The sequence below is a fragment of the Dietzia sp. IBK-p2-16D genome (assembly GCF_057773085.1).
This window is the reverse complement of sequence record NZ_JBYMTL010000002.1, coordinates 523,356-545,064: the sequence shown is the minus strand read 5'-3', so window position 1 is coordinate 545,064 and position 21,709 is coordinate 523,356. Positions and strand designations below refer to the sequence as shown.

The 21,709-nt window shown below is 70.7% G+C and carries 19 protein-coding genes; 9 read left to right on the top strand and 10 right to left on the bottom strand.

Going from position 1 to position 21,709, the window contains the following annotated elements:
• Nucleotides 1-60 precede the first annotated feature (60 nt).
• A complete protein-coding gene (ctaD, locus tag AC3DE3_RS06925) occupies nt 61-1,728 on the bottom strand; it encodes an aa3-type cytochrome oxidase subunit I (protein WP_488369634.1) in 1,668 nt (555 codons plus the stop codon).
• 222 nt (nt 1,729-1,950) lie between these two features.
• On the opposite strand from ctaD, the gene AC3DE3_RS06920 reads away from it, so the two are divergent.
• Complete coding sequence (locus tag AC3DE3_RS06920) at nt 1,951-2,646, top strand: Crp/Fnr family transcriptional regulator (RefSeq protein ID WP_488369454.1); 696 nt, start codon at nt 1,951-1,953, stop codon at nt 2,644-2,646.
• Nucleotides 2,647-2,652: 6 nt separating this feature from the next.
• Here the strand turns inward: AC3DE3_RS06920 and AC3DE3_RS06915 are convergent, their stop codons facing one another.
• The 3 genes from AC3DE3_RS06915 to AC3DE3_RS06905 form a co-directional block, all read right to left on the bottom strand.
• Nucleotides 2,653-4,671, bottom strand: a complete 2,019-nt coding sequence (locus AC3DE3_RS06915) for a M13 family metallopeptidase (protein ID WP_488369453.1) — start codon at nt 4,669-4,671, stop codon at nt 2,653-2,655.
• Nucleotides 4,672-4,738: 67 nt separating this feature from the next.
• A complete protein-coding gene (locus AC3DE3_RS06910) occupies nt 4,739-5,314 on the bottom strand; it encodes a hypothetical protein (RefSeq protein ID WP_488369452.1) in 576 nt (191 codons plus the stop codon).
• A gap of 316 nt (nt 5,315-5,630) precedes the next feature.
• On the bottom strand, nt 5,631-6,143 hold the full coding sequence (locus AC3DE3_RS06905; RefSeq protein WP_488369451.1) for a DUF4395 domain-containing protein: 513 nt from the start codon (nt 6,141-6,143) through the stop codon (nt 5,631-5,633).
• 140 nt (nt 6,144-6,283) lie between these two features.
• Between AC3DE3_RS06905 and AC3DE3_RS06900 the strand changes: the two genes are divergently transcribed.
• A complete protein-coding gene (locus AC3DE3_RS06900) occupies nt 6,284-6,973 on the top strand; it encodes a pentapeptide repeat-containing protein (protein WP_260489019.1) in 690 nt (229 codons plus the stop codon).
• An 80-nt stretch (nt 6,974-7,053) separates the two neighbouring features.
• Here the strand turns inward: AC3DE3_RS06900 and AC3DE3_RS06895 are convergent, their stop codons facing one another.
• Nucleotides 7,054-7,326: a hypothetical protein gene (locus AC3DE3_RS06895; RefSeq protein WP_260489020.1), complete on the bottom strand. Its 273-nt coding sequence runs from the start codon at nt 7,324-7,326 to the stop codon at nt 7,054-7,056.
• A 222-nt stretch (nt 7,327-7,548) separates the two neighbouring features.
• Here AC3DE3_RS06895 and AC3DE3_RS06890 point away from each other — a divergent pair, with 222 nt between their 5' ends.
• Complete coding sequence (locus AC3DE3_RS06890) at nt 7,549-8,568, top strand: glycoside hydrolase family 25 protein (RefSeq protein ID WP_488369450.1); 1,020 nt, start codon at nt 7,549-7,551, stop codon at nt 8,566-8,568.
• Between the two features lie 77 nt (nt 8,569-8,645).
• Here AC3DE3_RS06890 and AC3DE3_RS06885 read toward each other — a convergent pair whose 3' ends face one another.
• The 5 genes from AC3DE3_RS06885 to trmB form a co-directional block, all read right to left on the bottom strand.
• A complete protein-coding gene (locus AC3DE3_RS06885) occupies nt 8,646-9,017 on the bottom strand; it encodes a DUF3054 domain-containing protein (protein WP_488369449.1) in 372 nt (123 codons plus the stop codon).
• Between the two features lie 4 nt (nt 9,018-9,021).
• Entirely contained in the window at nt 9,022-10,359 is a 1,338-nt protein-coding gene (locus AC3DE3_RS06880; protein ID WP_488369448.1) for a lysylphosphatidylglycerol synthase transmembrane domain-containing protein, read from the bottom strand.
• 64 nt (nt 10,360-10,423) lie between these two features.
• Complete coding sequence (locus AC3DE3_RS06875) at nt 10,424-12,907, bottom strand: MMPL family transporter (RefSeq protein WP_488369447.1); 2,484 nt, start codon at nt 12,905-12,907, stop codon at nt 10,424-10,426.
• Nucleotides 12,908-12,917: 10 nt separating this feature from the next.
• The gene (locus AC3DE3_RS06870) at nt 12,918-13,574 is read right to left on the bottom strand and encodes an NYN domain-containing protein (protein WP_488369633.1); all 657 of its coding nucleotides are present in this window, start codon (nt 13,572-13,574) and stop codon (nt 12,918-12,920) included.
• Nucleotides 13,575-13,641: 67 nt separating this feature from the next.
• Nucleotides 13,642-14,454: a tRNA (guanosine(46)-N7)-methyltransferase TrmB gene (gene trmB / locus AC3DE3_RS06865; RefSeq protein WP_488369446.1), complete on the bottom strand. Its 813-nt coding sequence runs from the start codon at nt 14,452-14,454 to the stop codon at nt 13,642-13,644.
• 146 nt (nt 14,455-14,600) lie between these two features.
• Between trmB and AC3DE3_RS06860 the strand changes: the two genes are divergently transcribed.
• The 6 genes from AC3DE3_RS06860 to AC3DE3_RS06835 all read left to right on the top strand — a co-directional run bounded on the left by AC3DE3_RS06860 (nt 14,601) and on the right by AC3DE3_RS06835 (nt 21,689).
• A complete protein-coding gene (locus tag AC3DE3_RS06860) occupies nt 14,601-15,308 on the top strand; it encodes a hypothetical protein (RefSeq protein WP_488369445.1) in 708 nt (235 codons plus the stop codon).
• A complete protein-coding gene (locus AC3DE3_RS06855) occupies nt 15,305-16,591 on the top strand; it encodes a serine/threonine-protein kinase (protein WP_488369444.1) in 1,287 nt (428 codons plus the stop codon). Before AC3DE3_RS06860 ends, AC3DE3_RS06855 begins: the two co-directional genes overlap by 4 nt.
• Nucleotides 16,588-17,001, top strand: a complete 414-nt coding sequence (locus AC3DE3_RS06850; protein WP_488369443.1) for a DUF6802 family protein — start codon at nt 16,588-16,590, stop codon at nt 16,999-17,001. The genes AC3DE3_RS06855 and AC3DE3_RS06850 overlap by 4 nt, the downstream gene beginning before the upstream one ends.
• Nucleotides 17,002-17,139: 138 nt before the next feature.
• Nucleotides 17,140-18,966 carry a phosphoenolpyruvate carboxykinase (GTP) gene (locus AC3DE3_RS06845; protein WP_260489028.1) on the top strand — a complete coding sequence of 609 codons (1,827 nt, stop codon included), beginning with the start codon at nt 17,140-17,142 and terminating at the stop codon, nt 18,964-18,966.
• A gap of 159 nt (nt 18,967-19,125) precedes the next feature.
• Entirely contained in the window at nt 19,126-20,115 is a 990-nt protein-coding gene (locus tag AC3DE3_RS06840; protein ID WP_488369442.1) for a hypothetical protein, read from the top strand.
• Entirely contained in the window at nt 20,112-21,689 is a 1,578-nt protein-coding gene (locus tag AC3DE3_RS06835) for a sensor histidine kinase (RefSeq protein WP_488369441.1), read from the top strand. The genes AC3DE3_RS06840 and AC3DE3_RS06835 overlap by 4 nt, the downstream gene beginning before the upstream one ends.
• The last annotated feature ends 20 nt before the right edge of the window (nt 21,690-21,709 follow it).

The window sequence follows — 21,709 nt, the reverse complement described above, 5'->3', positions numbered from 1 at the left end:
CGACACTATCCGTCGCCCCGACCCGGCGGTTGCCGCTTCCACACACCGGCCCCTCGGTGGTCAACTCCTGTGCGGAGAGGGCCCCCGGTCGGCGACATCCTTCGCCGCATCGGGGTCCTGCGCCTTTCGGGACCCGCCGACGTGGGCCTCGTCGCGCATCCGCTCGCTCATGTGTGGGTAGTGCAGCTCGAACGCGGGGCGCTCGGAGCGGATCCGGGGCAACACCGCGAAGTTGTGTCGCGGCGGCGGGCAGGAGGTCGCCCACTCGAGGGAGTTGCCCGCGCCCCACGGGTCGTCGACGGTGACAATCGGACCGTAGCGCCAGCTCTTGATGATGTTCCAGATGAACGGGAGCATCGCGATGCCGAGGATGAACGAGCCGACCGTGGAGATCTGGTTGAGGACCGTGAAATTGTCCGTTGCCAGGTAGTCGGCGTAGCGGCGCGGCATGCCCTGGTTGCCCAGCCAGTGCTGGACGAGAAAAGTCGTGTGGAAGCCGATGAACATCAGCCAGAAGTGCCACTTGCCCAGTGTCTCGTCGTACATCCGGCCCGTCATCTTGGGGAACCAGAAGTACACGCCGGCGAAGGTGGCGAACACGATGGTGCCGAAGAGCGTGTAGTGGAAGTGCGCCACGATGAAATACGAGTCGTGGATGTGGAAGTCGATCGGCGCCGACGCCATCATGATGCCGGTCAGCCCGCCGAACAGGAACGTGACCATGAACCCGAGCGCGAACAGCATCGGAGTCTCGAAGGTGATCTTGCCCTTCCAGATTGTGCCGATCCAGTTGAAGAACTTCACGCCGGTCGGGACCGCGATCAGATAGGACATGAACGAGAAGAACGGCAGCAGGACCGCACCGGTGGCGAACATGTGGTGCGCCCACACCGCCATCGACAGCGCGGCGATCGCCAGGGTCGCGAAGACAAGTCCGGCGTAGCCGAACAGCGGCTTGCGCGCGAAGACCGGAAAGACCTCGGAGACGATGCCGAAGAACGGCAATGCCACCACGTACACCTCGGGGTGGCCGAAGAACCAGAACAGGTGCTGCCAGAGGATGGCGCCCCCGTTCCCGGGGTCGTAGATGCGCCCGCCGAAGGTGCGGTCGTAGAACACCCCCATGGCCGCAGCGGTGAGCAGCGGGAAGATCAGAAGGATCAGAACCGACGTGATCAGCACATTCCAGGTGAAGATCGGCATCCGGAACATGGTCATACCCGGCGCACGAAGGCAGATGATGGTGGTGACGAAGTTGACTGCACCGAGGATGGTGCCGATCCCGCCGATGCCGACACCGAGGATCCACAGGTCCGCGCCCACGTTCGGGGAATGGATCTTGTCCGCCAGCGGCATGTACATGGTCCAGCCGAAAGCGGCCGCGCCGCCGGGGGTCAGGAAACCGGTAAGCGCCACAGTCGCGCCGAACGTGAAGAGCCAGAAGCCGAACGCGTTGAGTCGCGGGAACGCGACGTCGGGCGCGCCGATCTGGAGCGGCATCACGTAGTTGCCGATGCCGATCACGATGGGGGTGGCATAGAAGAGCAGCATCACGGTGCCGTGCATGGTGAACAGCTGGTTGTACTGCTCATTCGACAGGAACTGCATCCCCGGAAGGAAGAGCTCAGCGCGGATGAGCAGCGCCATGAGCCCGCCGGCGAAGAAGAACACGAAGCACGTGACGATGTACATGATGCCGATCAGCTTGTGATCGGTCGTCGTCAGCATCTTCCACACGAACGCGCCCGGCCGACCTCCACCTGTGGGGACCCCCGGCGGGTGGTCGAGCTGGTGGGCCAGGCGCGTGGGCGGTACGAGAACTTCCGACATGTCGCTCTCCGTTCGTTCGTGCACCTGAAACTAGGGCGACTCCCTCGAAAGTGCATTGACCTAGGTCAACATTGTGTGAGGAACGACACAGGGAACGATCTGCGCGCCCACACTGGAGGTATGACCGCACACGAGCACGACTCCGGGTTCGCCGGGTCCGCACTGTTCGTGGGCTCGATCCTGTTCGCCTCGCTGCCGGCCCGGTGCGGGGCCGCCCTGGCCGCCTCGTCGCGGACGAGTACGGCGAGGCCGGGTGCGGTGGTGCAGGTCACCGGGGAACCCGTGGGCCGTCTGGTGGTGATCACGGCCGGGGCCCTCCACCTCGCCCGGGAGGACCGGTCCGGCCACCAGCGTCACGTTCGGGTCCTCGGCCCCGGGAGCCATCTCGGACTGGTGGAGTTCGCCCTGGGCTGCCCTGCCCGTCACACCGTCGTCGCCGCGGAGGCCACCACATTGACCAGCGTCTCGCATGACGCGCTCCGATCAGCTGCCGCCGCGTGCCCGGTGCTCAACGACTCGATCACCCGCGAACTGGCGTGGAAGGTGGTCGAGTGCGAACAGCACCTCGCGTCCTTCGCCTCGGAGGACGTGCTCACGCGACTGTCCACCTACCTCGTGTCGTTGCCCGGGTCGCCCCGCCCGGACGGGAGGATCCGGGTGCGCCTGCCGATGGCTCAGTCCGACCTCGCCACGCACCTGGGGACGACCCCGGAGACGCTGAGCCGTCGACTGCACGACCTCATCGACTCCCGGGCCGTCGAGAGGGTCGCGCGGCGGGAGTTCGACCTCGATCACCGGCGGCTCTCCGGCGCCTGAGCACATTCACCAGATGCTGACGCGTTCCTCGGGGGCGAGCCACAGCCCGTCGCCCTCGGTGACACCGAAGGCGGCGTGGAAGTCCTCGAGGTTCTTCACCACCTGGTTGCAGCGGAACTCCGGCGGGGAGTGCGGGTCCACGGCGAGCCGGCGGGCCGCCTCCTCGGCGCGGGTCTTGGTGCGCCACACGATCGCCCACGAGGTGATGAGCCGCTGGATGCCGGTCATCCCGTCGATCTCCGGGCCCACGTCGGCGCCGTCGGCGGGCTCACCGTCGGCGCCCTGCGCCAGCCGGTAGGCCAGCAGCGCGATCGTGAGACCGCCCAGGTCACCGATGTTCTCCCCCACCGTGAAGGCCCCGTTGACGTGGTCCTTGGCAGTGTCCAGGCCATCCGGGGTGAGGCCCTCGTACTGTGCGATCAGCGCCTCCACGCGGGTTCCGAACGCCGCGCGATCGTCGTCGGTCCACCAGTCGACCAGGTTGCCGTCGCCGTCGTACTTCGATCCCTGATCGTCGAAACCGTGACCGATCTCGTGCCCGATCACGGCACCGATCGCGCCGTAGTTCGCGGCGTCGTCCGCGTCGGCGTCGAAGAACGGCGGCTGCAGGATGGCGGCCGGGAAGACGATCTCGTTCATCACCGGGTTGTAGTACGCGTTGACCGTCTGCGGGGTCATGTGCCACTCGTCGCGATCGACCGGGCCTCCGAGCTTGCCCAGCTCGTAACCGTGCTCGAACTCGGCGGAGCGGCGGACATTGCCTACCAGATCGTCGGCGCGGACCTCTAGCGCCGAGTAGTCACGCCACTTCTCGGGGTAGCCGATCTTGGGCACGAACGCCTCGAGCTTCGCGAGCGCGCGCTCGCGGGTGGCCGGGGTCATCCACGGCAGCGCGCTGATGGAGTACCGGTAGGCGGCGGTGAGGTTCTCGACCAGCTCGACCATGCGGGCCTTGTGGCCGGGAGGGAAGTGTCGGGCGACGTATTCCTTGCCCACCTCCTCGCCAAGGGCGGCCTCGACCGCGCCGACGCCACGCTTCCAGCGGGCCTTGATCTCCTCGGTGCCGGACATGGCGGTGCCGTAGAAGCGGAAGTTCTCGTCCACCAGCTCGGCGGTCAGGTACGGCGCGCGGGAGGAGACGGTCCGCCAGCGCAGCCACTGCTTCCACGTCTCCAGTGGTTCGGTGGCCCACAGTCCGGCCACAGCGGTGAGGAAGTCCGGCTGCATCGCGACGAGCCGGCCGAACGTCTCCTCGGTACCGCCGAGCTCGCGGGCCCACTCATGCCACGGGAAGCCGGGCGCCAGTTGCGGCAGCTCGTCCCAGCTGACGGGGTTGTAGGTCTTGTCGGCGTCGCGACGGGCCACGACGTCCCAGTGCGCGGCGGCGATCCGGGTCTCCAGCGCGACGATCTGCTCGGCGGTCTGCCGGGCCCCGGCCCCTCCGTCCGCGTCGTCGACCAGCCTGGCGAGGTCGAGCATCCGGGCGATGTGCTCGGTGTACTGCTCGCGCATCTCCGCGTACTGGTCCTCGCGGTAGAAGGACTCGTCGGGCAGCCCGATGCCGTACTGGACCAGGTAGAGGATGTACTCGCTCGAGTTCTTGGCGTCGTTGTTGACGTAGGCGCCGATCAGCCCGCCGACGCCCACCTTCTCCAGCCGCGCCATGGCCAGGGCGAGGGAGTCGGCGTCGGTCGCGCCGTCGATCTCGGCCAGGTCGGGGGCGAGCGCCGCCACGCCCGCGGCCTCGACGGCGTCGGTGTCCATGAAGGACGCGTAGAACGCGCCGATCCGCGAGTCGACCGGGGCGTCGGTGATGATGTCTCGCACCCGCTCCTCGGACAGGTCGCGCAGGGCGAGGAACGCCCCGTCGATCGGCCGGTCGGCGGGGATCACGTGATCACGGATCCAGGTGCCGTTGACGTGCTGGTAGAGGTCGTCCTGGGGTCGGACGTCCGGGTCGACGTACTGCAGGTCGAGGCCCGAGGGACGAGGGGCGTCGGTGGTGGGGATCTCGGTCGCTGTCATGTGACCAGGTTACGGAATGGTCGCGGGACCGGCGGGCCGGACGACGACGACGAGGCGGCGCGCGTGATCAGGGCAGGCCGTGGCGGGCGTTGTGGTCCTTGGCGCCCCGGTACGCGTCGATCATCCCCCAGATCCAGAACCCGAACATGATCGGCAGTCCGATCAGCACCACGGACAGTACGAGCCCCACGAAGTAGCCGCCGAGGATGCCGATCCCCTTGCCGACCTGCCCGTTGAGCATCGTCCCCAGGCCCGGCACGAGGAGGGACGCCACCAGCATCAGTGCCGGGTCCTTGCGGGCTGCCGGCGGGAACCGCCCGTAGGGCTGCATCGCTCCGTACTGCGGGTTGTGGGGCTGCATCCCGAACGGTTGCTGCCCGCCGTAGGCCTGCGCGGCCCCGTAGAACGGCTGCGCGCCGTAGTGGCCCGGGTCGAACTGGCCACCGTATTGCGGGTTTCCGTACTGCGGGTCGCCGTACTGGGGGTTTCCGTACTGCGGACTGCCGTACTGCTGCCGGCCGTCTCCGCTGCCGCCGTACGGGTTGCCGTACCCCGAGCCGTAGCCGGGCCACTGATCGTCGCCCCGGCCGCCGAACGGGTCGTCGGGCCGGTCGGAGGCGTTGCCGTCAGCGGGAGTGTTCATGAATCCACAGTAACGCGGTCCCACGACAGCCGGCGGCCACGACGACGCCCGCCGAGCCGGAGAGGGGGCAGCCGGCCAACACAATCAGCCCCGGATACGCTGCGTCTCTGCCCCACGCTGCGCCAGTGCACGATCTTGGAGGGGTTGCGATGCGGGATTGGACCATTCCGCGATCGCAAGCCGACGAGACAGCACACCTCTGGCCGGGTGCGCTGGCGCGCTGCCACCCGCGGCCCGGCTGACCGGGGACGACGGGCTGACCGGGGACGACGGGCCGCGACCAGCGCGTCGGGACGAGCGTGGGCGCGAGCGGTCGTCAGTTCCGGGCGGTCATCCCGGGCCGTGCCCAGATGTCCGCGCAATCCACGCACGCGTCCTCCGAGACGATGCCGACCCGCTGGAGCTGCCCGTACATCCAGCAACCCAGGCAGAATCCGAGCGCCGCCTCGGCGAGCGCGGCGGCGACGAGCACGCCGAGCACGACGCTGCCGGCCACGCCGAACCCGGCGAGGAACAGCCCGAATGCGATCGACGACATCACCAGGCCGATCATCTGCGCGAAGCGCTTGGGTGCGCCGGCGACCATCTTGGGCTCGTCGCTCACCCGGGGTGCGAGCACATGCACCGAGAGTCGGCCGAACGGCGAGTACCGCGGGCCGCCCGCCACGCGGAGCGCGAAGCCCGCCGCCAGCGCCCCGGCCAACCAGGTCTGGGCCGGCGCGGGGACGATGATCGTCACGATCGCGAGCGTCACCACGAGCGCGGCCGTGCACCGTGCTGCGTAGTCGTTGACGATTTCGGGGAAGGCGAAGGCCTCTCGCACACTCACAGTCTCGCTCCTCACACATGCATCGATAGACCGATCGGTCTACCACTCGGTCGACAGTACTCCTCCACCCGCGCGATCGCAGATACCGCAGAGCGCCGGGCCATGACCCCCGCCAGAGCACCCGACCTAGGCTGGATGTCGTGCCCCCACCGTTGCGTCGCCGTTCCAGCTCGCCCCGCCCGCCGGCCGCCCCCGCCCTCCCGAGGCGCGAGCAGCTCGGGCCGCCGCGCACCGAGCTCGAGGCGGACGGGGTCTGGGACGGCGTGCTGGCCTCCGTTGATCACGCACCCGGCCCGGACGAGGGCGCAGCCCAGATCGGCGGGATGGAGATCCGGGAGTCCGTCCTCGAGGGCCTGCGCCTGAGCGGTGCGCGTGCCGACGGCCTGCGCCTGACCGATGTGGTCGTGAGCGGCGGCGACCTCTCCGGCATGGTGGCCGACGGCGCCTCCCTGACCCGGGTGAGATTCGTGGGCTGTCGGCTGACGGGGGTCGTACTGTCCGATGCACGCCTGACCGACGTGTCGTTCGAGGACTGCCACGCCGACCTGATCAATCTGCGGATGGCGCGCCTCCAGCGGGTGCGCCTGGCCTCGACCCGGTGCAGGCAGGCGGACCTACTCGAAGCGCGCGTCGCCGATCTCACCACCGAGGGCGTCGATCTGCGCGGGGCCGCGTTCGACCGGGCCAGCCTGGCTGCCGCGGACCTGCGGGGAGCCGACCTCGAGGACATCCGTGGGGCGTCGGCGCTGCGGGGCGCGCTCATCTCACCCGAGCAGGTGCTGGGCGTCGGCCTGGCGCTGATCGGCGAGGCGGGGATCCGGGTCGAGTAGCGCGACCCACCCGGACAGGCTCTCCCGGACAGGCCCCGCCGGACGGGCGACGGGCCGGGGATTCGTCGGAACGGTGAACGTCAGGCCAGGTGCGAGGCGGACTCGCGCCACTGGTTGACGGCCCGGTTGATGATGGCCTGGAGTTGCAGGATCTGGTCCCGATCGGTGAGCGTGATGCCCTCGACCCCGGTACACACCCGCAGCTCGGGCACCCCACGCCCCGCGCCGTCCTCGTCGAGCATCACGGTCTCGGCAACCGACACCTGCAGGTAGGGGTCGTCGTCCGGGCCGTCGACCTCGGTGACGAGGTCCTGGCGGAATCGAGGGGTGGTCAGATCGATCGCGTTGTTCATGAGGGGCACTCCCGACTGGTCGGTGGGATTGCCTTAATAGTAGGTGAGAAACAGAGGTCAACACACGCGTGGGACAGCGTGTTACAGGTTGTGATGAACCCGTGACCCACACCACTCGCCGCGGCCCCCACCTCGCCTTCTCCCCCGGCCGGTCCTGGACGGATGTGAGAAAAGTTGCGTGAGTTGCTTGTGTGACTGGAGGGGCTGACACATACTCACCCCATGACTTCTGCCGGACCATTGGCCCGACGTGCTCTCCTCCCCCGACTTCTCGTCGCCGTGGCCTCTGCAGCCGCTCTGGCACTCGGCCTCCTCGTCGTCGTCATCTCTCCCCGCGCCGACGCCGGCGTCCCCCTGGCGCCCGCCTATCACGGGCTCGCACAGGGCGTGGACGCGGCGAGTTGGCAGCACCCGCACGGTGCCGCGGTCGACTGGCACGCGGCGGCGGCGTCCGGCCAGTCCTTCGCGTTCATCAAGGCCACCGAGGGCACCGGGCCGGCCAACAGGTACTACGAGTCCGATGTCGCCGATGCCCGCGCCGCCGGCATGCTCATCGGCAGCTATCACAAGGCGCGCCCCGGCATGGACCCCGCGCAGCAGGCCCACGCGTTCGCCGATCGCCTGCAGTCGGTCGGCGGCCCCCAGCTCCCACCCGTCCTCGACCTCGAGGTGGACGAGGGACTCGATCCCGCGCGGTTGGCGGAGTGGACGCAGGTCTTCCTCGACACGCTCGGCCACCGCACCGGGCGCGCACCGATCATCTACACCTACCGCTACTTCTGGATCGACAGGATGGCCAACACGCCCCGCTTCGCCGAGTACCCGCTGTGGCTCGCCGAGTACGGCGTCTCCGAGCCCACGCTGCCCGTGATCGGCGGCTGGAACGAGTGGCTGTTCTGGCAGCGCTCCGAGACCGGGGAGGTGCCCGGTTTCACCGACGCCGTGGACCTCAACGTCTTCGCCGGCACCCGCGCCGACCTGGACGCGTGGCTGGGTCCGGTCGAACCCGCACCCGCACCCGCACCCGCGCCGGAGCCCGTTCCCGAGCCTGCTCCCGCGCCGATCGCCGACGGCCCGATCGTCGAGGCGCCCGCCGGGATCCCGCCGGAGGTGCCCGTGCCCGTCGAGCCGTTCACCGTCGCGGTCCCGCGCGACCTGCCGACCCCGGACGGGGTGCGGCTCCCGGACACCATCGAGGTGCCCCGCGAGGTCGTGGCACAACTGCCGCCGGGGATGCGCTGACCCTCGCCTGACGCTCGCCTGACGCTCGCCTGACCCCCGCCCGAGCCCCGCCCGGACGGCTCGCCACCCGGGCTCTGCTAGCGCGGTGCGGACCCGCGTCGCCGTAGCACCGCGGCCCGGACCGCGCGCCACCCGACGAGGAACACGGCGGTGACGACGCCCGCCACGATGATGAAGCTCCAGTGCGGCACGCGCCCGTCGCCCAGCCCGCGGATGACCATGCCCACCACGAGCGTCGACAGCCACAGCAGCACACCCGACCCCGTGGCCGCGGGAGCACGGCGGGTCGCCAGCAGGATCAGCCACCCCACGGCCAGCCCGATGAGGAACGGCCACGCCGTGCCCCACACCTGAGCCGCGCCGAGCCCCTCGGAGTGCGCTCCCCGGCCGAAGGTCGAGAACACCACCACCAGCACCGCGTCGACCAGGACCATCACCGGTAGGGCCACGGGCTCACCGCTCCTTCTCATCGCGTGGATCGCTGTCGCCGTTGCTGACCGAGCAGGAGGCGTCGCCCGCCTCGTCGTCCACGACGCCGTCCTCACGCACGCGCAACAGTGGGATGGGGCCTGAGTCGTGGGGCACGTGGGGGCGCCACGGCGTGCCCCTGAGCGGCCACATCGCCGAGAGCCCGGCCGGCGGGGCCGCCGCGACGGTCTCACGCGGCGCCGCGGGATACGCCGCCGAGGGGGACGACGAGGGCGACGACGACGAGGTCTTCTCCCCCGGACCGTCGTCCTCGGCCGGGTCCGCATCGGGGTCGACGTCCACGGCACCCCGGTAGAAGAGGAAGAAGACCACCCAGCCGGCCAGGGCGACCAGCACGAAGCTGGCGATGCGGTAGACGAACACCGTCGCGAACGCCTGATGCGCGCCGAGCCCGCCCGCGGTCAGGGTCGTGATGAGCGCGAACTCCACGGTCCCGAGCCCACCGGGCGTGATGGGCGCGCTGGCCACGATCTTGCCGGTCACGTAGGCGATGCACAGGCCGCCGATGCTGTGCTGGGCCCCGACCGCGTTGGCCGCCGCCCACAGGCAGCCGATGTCGGCGACCCAGTTGAGCAGCGAGAAGGCGAAGGCCTTGGACAGCTGGGTCTTGGTCAGGTCGACGGCCTCGGCCTGTTCCACGACCTTGCGCACCGCGGCGGCACCGTGGTCGGCGGGCTTGCGGCGGCGGGCGTTGACCCATTCGAGGATCGACAGCAGCGACCCCTCGATCCGGTCCGGGTTGCGGGCGGCCCACTGGACCACCACGACGATCCCCACCAGGCCCAGCGCGGAGAGCACCAGCAGGAACGGGTTGGACACCGAGCCCACCAGGAAGAAGCCGAGCAACGCCAGCAGCACGATGCCGACGGTCGACAGCACCCCGGAGATGACCAGCTGCCACGAAGCGACGACGCGCGTCGCGCCCCACTGCCGGGTCTTGCGGTAGGTCAGGGTGGTGCCGAAGACCTGCCCGCCGGGAATGCTCGTGGAGAACGCGTTGGCGGAGAAGATCAGCCCGACGCTCGCCCAGTACCCCACGTCGACGCCCGCGGACTGCAACAGCAGCTTCTGCACCGAGCCGTAGCTCGACATCGACAGATAGGCGAACACGAGCGCGGCGGCGACCCAGCCCCAGTGCGGGCTGGTGACGGCCTCGAACCCCTCGGCGAAGAACGGCATCTGGCCCCGGAGCCAGTAGAGGACCAAACCGAGGACAGCCAGGGTCGCGATGGCCTTGAACCACGGGTTGCCCAGGACCATCCGGATTCGACGCCGCGTCGCAGCGCCCCGCGTCCCCGTCATCGACTCACCATAACCAGAGCACCGGACCCCGCCCAGGCCCCACACCGAGGGGGCCGGGCGGGCGTCACGCGTCGCGTCCCTGCTGACGTTCCCGCATCAGGCGGGCGATCAGCTCCGAGGCGGGGATCCTGCCCTCGTCGGCCGGGTCGGGCTCCTCGTCGTACTCGGTGTCGTAGACCGGCTCGAACTCCGACTCCGGTTCGACGTCAGCGTCCGGCTCGACGTCAGCGTCCGGCTCGAACCCAGCGTCCGGCTCGCGTTCGAGCACACCGATCGCGGTGGCGGGTCCGTCGGCCTCGGCCTGCGCGGACCCCGCGGACAGCGGCGACGTTCCGTGGACCTCGGCCCGTGCCGGTTCGGCCGCGCCGGTGGTGGCGGGTCGGCCGGTGAGCAGCTCGGGCTCGTCGTCGATCTCCGCCTCGCCCAGGCCGATCCGCTCCTGGACGCGCTTCATCCACTTCGGCGCCCACCAGTTGTCGGTCCCGAGCATCTGCATCACCGCCGGTACGAGCAGCATGCGGATGACGGTGGCGTCGATGATGAGCGCCGCGATCATGCCGAACGCGATGTACTTCATCATCACGATCTCGGAGAACGCGAACGCGCCGGTCACCACGATGAGGATGAGCGCGGCCGAGGTGATGATCCGGCCCGTGTTGGCGACGCCGCTGCGGATCGCCTCCGCCGTGCGGGCGCCGCGTGAACGGGCCTCCACCATCCGCGAGACCAGGAAGACCTCGTAGTCGGTGGACAGCCCGTAGATGATCGCCATGAGCAGCACCACGACCGGGGAGGTGAGCGGGCCGGGCGTGAAGCCGAGCAGCCCGGACAGGTGCCCGTCGACGAAGATCCAGGTGAGGATGCCGAGGGTGGCGCCCAGGCCGAGCAGGTTCATGATCGCGGCCTTGATCGGCAGCACCAGTGACCCGAACGCCAGGAACATCAGGATCGTGGTGGCCAGCAGGACGTAGAGCACGAACCACGGCAGGCCGTCGACCAGGGCGTCGACGGAATCGCGCTCCATGGCCGGGTTACCGCCGACGTAGACTTCGGTGCCGTCGGGGATCGGGAACGACTGCAGGTAGTCGACGGTGTCGGCGGCCGCGTTCCGGTCGATCACGCCGGTCTGCAGCACCACCACGTCGCGTCCCTGTGCGTCCTGCTCACCCGAGCGGGCGAACTGGAACGGGCCGGTCAGACCCGGCGCCTCGTTGGCCGCCGAGCGGATCTGCGACAGGGTGCCGCCATCGGAGCCGATCACCACGAGTTTGACCGGGTCGGTGCGGGTGCCGGGGAAGTTCTCGTCGTACTGCTCCTGCGCGACGCGCGTGGTGTTGTCCGGCGGGAGGTAGGTCTCGTTGATGCCGCCGAACTTCACGCCGGAGAACGGGATGATGAGCGCGACCAGCACCACGACGACCGGGATGGCCACGGCCACCGGTCGCTTCATGGAGAAGTCGGCGACGCGGCCGAACAGTCCGTTCTCGACCTGCTCGCGGGAGCGGTGACGCTGGAGGCGAGCGATGCCGAGCATGTCGACCCGGTGACCGAGCAGCATCAGCACCGCCGGCAGGAGGGTCACCGACAGCACGGCGGCGAGGACCACCGCGGCGATCGCGCCGTAGGCGACGGACTTGAGGAAGGCCTGCGGGAAGATGAGCAGGCCGGACAGGGTCACGCCCACCATGACGGCCGAGAACACCACGGTCCGTCCCGCGGTCGCCACCGCCCGGCGCACGGCGGCGTCCGGTGGGTAGCCCTCGGCCATCTCCTCCCGGAACCGGCTCACGACGAAGAGCCCGTAGTCGATCGCCAGTCCCAGGCCGATCAGCGTCACCACGTTCTGCGCGAAGGAGTTCACGGGCGTGACCAGTGACAGCAGGTGCAGTGCCCCGAGCGAGCCGAGAATGGTCAGGACCCCCACCGCGACCGGCAGGAACGCGGCCACGACTCCGCCGAACACCACGATGAGCAGGAGGAACACCAGCGGGAGCGCGATGAGCTCGGCGCGCACGAGGTCCGCGTCCATACCGTCCTGCAGGGCTCCGGCGACGGCCTGGACGCCCGCGACGTCGGTCTGGATGCCGTCGAGGGCGATCCGGTCCTCGATCACCCGGAAGTTCTCGAGGATCTCCTCGTCCTCGCCGGCGATCTGGATGGAGGCCACGGCGATGCCCTCGTCCCGGTTGACCAGGGCCGGGGACTGGTTGAACACGAAGCTGGTGACGCCGGTGACCTGGTCCGGGAACTCGGTGCGGATCGACTCGAGCGACTCGCGGATCGGGTCCTGGAAGGCCGGATCGTCGACCGAGGTGCCCTCGGGGGCGTGGTACGACACCACGACGTCGCCGAGCGCGTCGCGCCCGTATGCCTCCTGCTCGAGTTGTTCGGCGGTCGCCCACCCGCTCTCGGGGTCCTCGAAGCCACCCTGACCGAACGGGTTGCCGAACGCGGTTCCGGCGAGGCTGATGAACGCCATGACCAGAACCGAGCACACCAGGACCAGCACGCGGCGGTGGGCGACGAACCGCCCGAGTGAGTTGAACACCGGGGAACTCCTAGCGCGAGGTGAGCAGGGCCGTGAGCGGCCGCAGCGGCTGCAGCCAGGCGCCCTCGTCGGGCAGGTTCTCGAGGCTGACCCGGGGCAGCGGCTCGCGGAACACACCGGGGATGTCCTCGAGGTCGAGGAACGTGATGGTGTCGTGCTGGACGGCCCAGGTGGCGTGCTCACGGAACCCGATCACCGAGACCGGGATATCGCGGGCCAGGTCCTCCAGCGGCTCGCGGAACGCCTGGCCGTCGGCCGAGGCCACCACCACACCCGCGAGGCGCCCGGAGGCGGCGCGCAGGTCGATGTGCTGCAGCATGTCCTCGTCGACATCGGAGTCGTCGCTGGTCTTGGGCTTGGCGAACACGGCGAAGCCGACGTTGCGCAGTGCCTCGACCCACGGTCGGACGTTGTCCGAGGTGCCCTGGACGATGTTGGTGAAGACCGTCGCCTCGGCCTCGAGGGTGTCCTCGGTCTGCAGGGACAGGTCCGCGGTGTACCCGAGCAGCCAGCGGCCGAGCGCGTCGAACCGCGGGCGGTACACCGCGGTGGGTCGGCCACCGAGGATGGAGCCCAGCCCCATGTCCACGTTGGGTGCGTCCCACACCAGGAGCACCACTCCCGGGCCGTCGGGCGTGACCACGTCCGCCGTGTCGTGGTTGCGCATCTCATCTGGGGGGGTCATCGCGTCCGCCTCGGTTGTCGTCGTCGGGGGGCTGGAAAAAAAAGGGGCGTCAGTTCTGACGACGCCAGAGGAATTCGTTGATCACTCGCTCCTCCTGCAGCCCCTTGCCCTCGAACTTCGTCACGGGTCTGTCCAGACTGAACGGTACGTGCCCGAGGTCTGTCGCGGGGTCCAGCCGGGCCAGCGCCGGCTCGGCGTCGCCGGTCTCGCCGATCCATTCGGCGTAGTCGGCATGGTCGGTGGCCACGTGGAGCATGCCGCCCGGCGCCAGACGCGAGGCGATGAGCTCGAAGGTCCCGGACTGCAACAGCCGCCGCTTGTGGTGGCGGGCCTTGGGCCAGGGATCGGGGAAGAACACGCGGACCCCCGTCAGGCTCGCCGGCGCGATCATGTTGGTGAGCACGTCCACGCCGTCACCGCGGATCATGCGGACGTTCTCGAGCCCCTCGCGCAGGATCATCCCCAGCAGCTGGGCCAGTCCCGGCTGGTAGACCTCCACGGCGATCACGTCGACGTCCGGCTCGGCGGCGGCCATCGCGGCGGTCGAGGTCCCGGTCCCGGACCCGATCTCCACGATCAGTGGAGCCGTGCGGCCGAACATCTTCCCCGGGTCCACGATCTCGTCGGAGACGTTGCGCCCGTAGGTCGGCCAGTGCTCCTCCCAGTTGCGCTGCTGCCCCGGCCGCAGTGTTCCGCGCCGGAACCGGTAGGCCGTCACCCGGGGGAACAGGCGGGCGCTGTCGTCGGGGGTCGCACCGTCGTCAGGGGTCGCACTGCCGTCAGGAGTCGCACCGCCGTCAGGAGTCGCACCGTCGTCAGGGGTCCCGTCGGCCGCCGGGGCGGGGTTCTCGCTCTGGTTCACCGGGCCATCATCCCGTAATCCGTGGTCGGGTTACGAATCCGATCGGCGCGCCCGTCCTCCCCACGGGGCCGCCCACAGCGCCGCGCGGGTGACCCTGCCTGGGGGAAGGTCTTGCCGCGGGCAGGGCACCGCGTCACGATGATCGCGTGCCGACCGTGACGCGTGACACCGAGCCCCGGGGCCCGGTGCGCCCCGAGAGACCGGATCCCGCCGCGCGGGTCCGGCGCCTGGTCGGTTCCGCGCGGGAACGGTCCGCGGGGTCGACCGACACCGCGATCGACCCGGACGGGTGCGGCCCGGTGGAGGCCGCACTGGCGCGATTCGACGCTCCCGTCGACATCCGCATCCGTGGCGGACTCGGATCGGGGCGGCGCACCCTCGCCGCCGCGCTGCGGGCGCGTCGCGGGTGGCGCGCGCAGATCGACGACCTGGACGTGCTCGCCGCGCCCGGCGCCCCGGCCGCCGCCGCGCCCGACGTGGAGATCCTGTGCCTGCGCACCGCGCCCTGCCGTCATGAGGAGGCGTGGGCGCGGCGCCCGCGCCGCCACGCCCTACTGGTGGTGGCGACGGGCGTCGGCGATAGCGACGGCGGCGACCGCGACCGCGGCCACGACCGTGACGACGACGAGGTCCCGCCACGGTGGGCCCGTGGGCTGCCCGCCGTGGACGCGCGGGAGCCGGAGCACCGGTCGGTCGATCGCGTCGTGTCCTTCGTCGACCGCGCCCTGGAGACCCTGGCGACCGTCCGCGTGGCCCGTCTCGAGGCGGAGCTGGAGCGACTCGCGGTCCACGACGAGGTGGGAGACCTCGCCGAGGCCGCCCTGTGTGCGCTCACCGGACCGGATCCGTCGTGACCGCCGCGACAGCCCCGCCCCGTGACGTCCCCGCCGGCGATCCCCCGTCCCGCGGGCTGACGATCGCGGTCCTGGGAGCGCGGGACTCCGCCGCACCCGCCGTCGCGCGGGCGCTCTCCACCGCGTCCCCCGCCTGCGGGGACGGACCCCGTATCCGCGTGCTCGTCGACGCCGCACCCGAGGACCGTCCCGACGCCGCGGTCCTCGTCGTCGACGCCGTGTGCCCGGTACGTCCCGACGACGTCGAGGTCGCCCGCGGCGTGGCCGCCCGCCTGCCGATGGCCGTCGCCCTGGCCGGGCGAGCCGACCAGTGCGGCGCCGAGGTCCTGGCGGAGACGGTCGACGTCACCACCCGGCGCCTGGCGGACGCGGGCGTGACCGCACCGGTCCACGTCGTCGTCGACGGCCGGCCCGGCGCCCCCGCCGCTCTGCTCGCCGACCTGATCTCCGCCGTGCGCCGCCCCCGACCGGCGCGCGCCGTGCCCGACGCCGGGCCTGCGGCCGATCCGGGCGTGGCGACCGTCGACTGGCTCCTCGCCCGCCGCACGGAGGCCATCACCACTCGCTCCCAGGCCCTGCGTCAGGACGTGCAGGCGTTGCGGATGCACGTCGTCCAGGATCTGCACCGGTCGGTGCGCGACCTCGGCGGGCGGGCCCGCGAGGAACTCGCGGCCGCGCCCCGCGCCCGTGTCGACGACCTGGTCCTCCAGCTGGCCGCCGACGCCGACGCCGCGGTGGCGGGGGCCTTCGCCCGCGCGGATCGGCGGGCCGAGGCCCTCGTCGCCCGGCACCTCGGCTCCGCCGCACCGGCTGGCCCCCGCATACCCGTCCCCACCAGCGGCATCGCCCCGGGCCGCCCGCCCCGGAACACCGGGGAGGAACTGCTCGTCATGGTGATGGGCGCCGCCGGCGGGACCGGGGTGGGGCGCATGCTGCTGTCCCCGCTCGCCGAGATCCCCGGGCTCGCGGCCGTGGTCGTCCCGCTCGCGCTGTTGTGCGGGCTGGTGCTGGGATGGATCACCGTCACGGTCCGCCGGACGCAGGCGCTGCGCACCCATTCCATCGCGGCGGTGGCGGACCGGCTCGCGGCCCTGAGGTCCGAGGCCGAGCAGTCCCTCGGCTCGAGGATCCTCGCCGCCGAGGCGACCATCACCGACGGGTTCGTCCACGACCCCGGCCCCCGGGTGGCCGATCTCGAACGGCGCATCCGCGCCGCCCGGGCCGGCCGGGTCGCAGCGACTCCGCCCCCACCGACCGTGCCCACCACAGGGAGCCCCTCATGACCGACCCGTTGTTCGGCGCGGACCCCTTCGACCACCACCCGGCGCCCGACGTGTGCGGACTCCAGGACGCCCCGCTGGCCGAGCCCTCGTCCCTGGGACTGCACGTGCCCGTGGGGGAGGATGTCCTCGACCTCGGCTCCCCCGAGGCCGACCTCGACGGCGACGGCTTCATGGAGGCGGTGACGCTCGGCGACGACCGGGGCCTGACCGTCTACACGGACGCTGACGGGGACGGCACCGTCGACCACGTCTCGACCGTGCGGTTCGACGGCAGCTATGACTCGTGGCGGCTGGCGAACCCGACGGAGGGAGTGCCCTTCGGGGGGTTCACCAACGAGGCCCGTGACGACACGACCGGCGGTGCCGCCGCTCCCGCCCGCTGGGAGCGCATCGACCACGGCCACATCTGAGGTGCGGCACACGACACCCCACCGGCGACCTGAGGGTTTCCTCACCTCTGGGTGTGCAAAGGGGGCTGGGAGTCAGCACCCGATAACGCTTGACGATACTCTGTGACTAACACCATGCACCACGCGCGAGGAGCTGTGATGACCACCACCACCATTCCCGGCCTCGAGGGGCAGGCACCAACCGATCACGCGGAGATGCTCGCGTGGATCGCCGAGGTCGCCGAGCTCACCCAGCCGGACCGGGTCGTGTTCGCCGACGGCTCCGATGCGGAATGGGATCGCCTCACCTCCGAGATGGTGGAGGCCGGGACCTTCGTCAAGCTCAACGAGCAGAAGAAGCCCAACTCCTTCCTGGCCCAGTCCGACCCGAAGGACGTCGCCCGCGTCGAGTCGCGGACCTTCATCTGCTCGGAGACCGAGGAGGGTGCCGGCCCGACCAACAACTGGCGCGACCCGGCCGAGATGCGCGCCCAGATGACCGACCTGTTCCGCGGCAGCATGCGTGGTCGCACGATGTACGTCGTGCCGTACTGCATGGGCCCGCTCGAGGCGGAGGATCCCAAGCTCGGCATCGAGCTGACCGACTCGGCGTACGTCGTGGTCTCGATGAAGATCATGACCCGCATGGGCGCTGCGGCCCTGGCCAAGATCGGCACGGACGGCGAGTACGTCAAGGGACTGCACTCCGTGGGCGCGCCGCTCGCCGAGGGCGAGCAGGACGTGCCCTGGCCGTGCAACGAGGAGAAGTACATCACCCACTTCCCGGAGACCCGGGAGATCTGGTCCTACGGCTCCGGGTACGGCGGCAACGCCCTGCTGGGCAAGAAGTGCTTCGCGCTGCGCATCGCCTCCGCCATGGCCCGCGACGAGGGCTGGATGGCCGAGCACATGCTCATCCTCAAGCTCATCTCGCCCACCGACGAGGTGCACTTCATCGCCGCCGCCTTCCCGTCCGCCTGCGGCAAGACCAACCTGGCGATGCTGCAGCCGACCATCGAGGGCTGGCGCGCCGAGGTCGTGGGCGACGACATCGCGTGGATGCGCTTCGGAGCCGACGGTCGGCTGTACGCGGTCAACCCGGAGTACGGCTTCTTCGGCGTGGCCCCCGGCACCAACTACTCGTCCAACCCCAACGCCATGAAGACCCTGGAGCCGGGCAACGCGATCTACACCAACGTCGCGCTGACCGACGACGGTGACGTGTGGTGGGAGGACCTCGAGGGCACCCCGGACCACCTCATCGACTGGCTGGGCAACGACTGGACCCCCGAGGGCGACGGGAAGGCCGGCAACGCCGCGCACCCCAACTCGCGCTACTGCGTGCCGATCAACCAGTGCCCGGTCACCGCGCCCGAGTTCAACTCCCCCGAGGGTGTGCCGATCTCGGCGATCCTGTTCGGTGGCCGCCGGGCCGACACCGTCCCGCTGGTCAGCGAGGCGTACTCGTGGAACCACGGCGTCTACATCGGCGCGACCCTGTCCTCCGGGCAGACCGCCGCCGCCGAGGGCAAGGTCGGGGCCGTGCGCCGCGATCCGATGGCCATGCTGCCGTTCGTCGGCTACAACGTCGGCGACTACTTCCAGCACTGGGTCGACATGGGCGCCCGCGGTGGCGACAAGATGCCCAAGATCTTCCTGGTCAACTGGTTCCGTAAGGGCGCGGACGGCCGCTTCCTGTGGCCGGGCTTCGGCGAGAACAGCCGTGTCCTCAAGTGGGTCGTGGATCGTATCGAGGGTCGCGTCGAGGGCGAGGAGACCGCCGCCGGCCTCACCGCCCGTGCGGCCGACATCGACATGACCGGCCTCGACACCCCGCTCGAGGATCTCGAGGCCGCGCTGGCCGTGGATCCCGAGGAGTGGCGTCGGGAGCTGCCGCTCATCACCGAGTGGCTCGAGTTCTGCGGCCCCAAGGTGCCGACCGAGGTCCACGAGCAGTTCGCCGCCCTCAAGGAGCGGCTGGGCTGACGCCTCTACCTGCAGCGAAACCCATGCGGACGGGCCACACCACTTCCTGGTGTGGCCCGTCCGCCTCTAGAATCTGGGCAAAGCCCTGTACTACGACCCTTGTTGATGTCACAGTTACTCGCTGTGCGGGCCACAGCGTTTCCGCCCGGAAGGAGGGGCATGAGAGCCAGCGTGATCGGCCTCATCGCGCTCCCGATCGCGGCGAGCGGGGTCGCGGCGGCCACGGTGGTGGGTTACGGACTCTCCGATCCGCCGACCTCTCCGGTCGGGCAGACCGCCACCGCCGGGATGACCGGCGAGGCGACGGATGAGGCCCCCCTGGTCCGCGAGGGTGACGGGGGCACCGCCATCGACGGGGCCAAGCCCTATCTCACGGTCATCGACGGCATGGACACCGTGCCCGTCCCGGCGCCGATCCCCTCGTACCTGGCGCAGCTCACGGCGCCGTCCGTGAGCCTGGCACCGCTTCCCACGCCCGGCGGTCCCGCGGCCCCCGCAGGCACCGCGGGCACCGCGGGCACCGCGGGCACCGCGGGCACCGCGGGCACCGCGGGCACCGCGGGCACCGCGGGCACCGGCGGAGCGCGGACCGGGCCGGCCCCGAGCGACGTCCACGCACCCCACGGCGCCCCGACGCAGCCCGGTTCCGGACGTGGCGACCAGCCGGTGGTCGTCGATCCCCGCTCCGACTCCGGGAGCGACCGGGACGACCGCCCCGGAAACGACGTGCCCGGCGGCGACCCCGCCACGCCGACACCCGGCGTCGGCCGTCCTCCGGTGCAGGCCCCCGACTCGCCGGGAGGAGGCAGCACGCCGGGTGGTCCCCCACCGCATGCCGGCGAGACCGGCCCGCCCCCGCACGCCGGCGAGACGGGTCGGCCCCCGCACGCCGGCAAGACGGGTCGGCCCCCGCATGCCGGTGGGGCGGGTGGGTCGCCCGATGCCGGCCGCGGGGGCCTCGACACTCCCGCCGCCGCCCCGGTGCGCGGACTGCCCCTCACGGCAGTTCCCGTCCCGGGCGAACGCGCGACGACGCCGCCCGACGCGGGGACTCCCGCCGAGACCACCGAGACCGCGGTGGCGGGCGCGCCCACCACGGGCGATACGGCCCCCGCGGGGACTGCCGACGCCCGCCCGGCGCAGAGGTGAACGCCTCGATCCGGACGGCGGCCCCGATCCGTTGGTGGCACTCCGCACGACTGCGCATCACCCTCGGCATCACGCTCATCACGGCCGCGGTGTTCGCCGCGATGATGGTGTTCACCTTCCAGTTGCTCAACCTCAGCACCGAGCGGGTCATGGACTCCAGGCTCAACCGCGAGGCCGCCGACTTCTCCACCTTCATGTCGGCGGGGATCCTGCCGTCGTTCGAATCGGAGAACCCCACCGTCGAGCAACTCATCCGCGCATACCTGGCCCAGCAGTACCCGTCGTCAGAACTACTACTGGTCGGGACCGCAAACGAGTCGGGGACCCAGTTCACGCTCTCCCGCTACGGGCCCGACGAGGACCAGCTCTTCCCGCCGGCGATGAGGTCCCAGATCCAGAAGATCGGACTGGGTGCCACCGAGAGTTCGGGAATCCTCGACGACTCGGTCCGGTGGCGCAAGACCACCGTCGAGAGCCCCGCGGGACTGGCCAACATCGTCGTGGCCGTCAACGACCGGGGCACCCATGAGGAGACCCGGCGAGTGGTCTTCTACATGCGCTGGGCCAGCGCCGGCGGCATGGTCGTCAGCGCGGTGTTGGCCTGGTGGATCGCCGGTCGGATGCTCGTCCCGGTGCGCCGCATCCGGGAGGCGGCGGAGACGATCTCCGCCGCGGACCTGTCGAGGCGGGTCCCCTCCGACGGTCCGGACGAGATCGTCTCCCTCGCCGACACTGTCAACGCCATGCTCCAACGCGTCGAGGAGGCCTACCGGACCCAGCGGGAGTTCCTCGACGACGCCGGACACGAACTGCGCACCCCGCTGACCGTCGTGCAGGGCAACCTCGACCTCATGCCCGACGATCCCGAGGGTCGCGCCGAGGCCACCCGCCTCATGCAGGACGAGCTGTCGCGGATGACCCGCATCGTGGAGGATCTGCTCACCCTCGCCCGGGCCGACCGGCCCGACTTCCTCCAGACCGTCCCCACCGATGTCGCGGAACTCGTTCTGGACGTCGAGGCGAAGATCGAGGTGGTCGCCGACCGCGACTGGCGGGTGCTCCCCTACGCCGAGGGGGTGGCCCGGTTGGACCAACACCGGATCACCCAGGCCCTCATGCAGTTCTGCTCCAACGCGGTCCGCTTCACGGAGTCCGGCGACACCATCGAGATCGGGTGCCGCATCATCGAGCCGGGGGACCCCACCGTGCCGGAAGGGTTCGCGGCGGGTCCCGTCTCCCCGGCCCCAAAACGGGAGGCCTACCGCCGTCGCCTGCTGTGGTGGGTCCGCGATCACGGCGCCGGCATCCCTCCCGGGGAGGAGGAGAGTATCTTCCAGCGGTTCCACACCGCGCGTGGGCAACTACGCGACGGCCGCGGAGGGACCGGTCTGGGACTGGCCATCGTCTCCACCATCGCCAAGGCCCACGGGGGCCGTGCCTTCGCGTTCAACGCCGAGGGTGGGGGCGCGGCGTTCTGCATCGTCGTCCCCTTCATCGCGCCACCACCCGAGAAGCGCTCCCGCGGCGTCACGGACGACCTCGGGTCGCATCCGGCCGACCACGGCAGGTCCTGACCCGGACGCGGTCCGTCCAA

Bases quoted from the DNA above. Each gene is read 5' to 3' on its own strand.
- ctaD (WP_488369634.1), bottom strand. From the start codon at position 1,728: ATGCTGACGACGACCGATCACAAGCTGATCGGCATCATGTACATCGTC.
- AC3DE3_RS06920 (WP_488369454.1), top strand. From the start codon at position 1,951: ATGACCGCACACGAGCACGACTCCGGGTTCGCCGGGTCCGCACTGTTC.
- AC3DE3_RS06915 (WP_488369453.1), bottom strand. From the start codon at position 4,671: ATGACAGCGACCGAGATCCCCACCACCGACGCCCCTCGTCCCTCGGGC.
- AC3DE3_RS06910 (WP_488369452.1), bottom strand. From the start codon at position 5,314: ATGAACACTCCCGCTGACGGCAACGCCTCCGACCGGCCCGACGACCCG.
- AC3DE3_RS06895 (WP_260489020.1), bottom strand. From the start codon at position 7,326: ATGAACAACGCGATCGATCTGACCACCCCTCGATTCCGCCAGGACCTC.
- AC3DE3_RS06890 (WP_488369450.1), top strand. From the start codon at position 7,549: ATGACTTCTGCCGGACCATTGGCCCGACGTGCTCTCCTCCCCCGACTT.
- AC3DE3_RS06880 (WP_488369448.1), bottom strand. From the start codon at position 10,359: ATGACGGGGACGCGGGGCGCTGCGACGCGGCGTCGAATCCGGATGGTC.
- AC3DE3_RS06870 (WP_488369633.1), bottom strand. From the start codon at position 13,574: ATGCGCAACCACGACACGGCGGACGTGGTCACGCCCGACGGCCCGGGA.
- AC3DE3_RS06850 (WP_488369443.1), top strand. From the start codon at position 16,588: ATGACCGACCCGTTGTTCGGCGCGGACCCCTTCGACCACCACCCGGCG.
- AC3DE3_RS06845 (WP_260489028.1), top strand. From the start codon at position 17,140: ATGACCACCACCACCATTCCCGGCCTCGAGGGGCAGGCACCAACCGAT.
- AC3DE3_RS06840 (WP_488369442.1), top strand. From the start codon at position 19,126: ATGAGAGCCAGCGTGATCGGCCTCATCGCGCTCCCGATCGCGGCGAGC.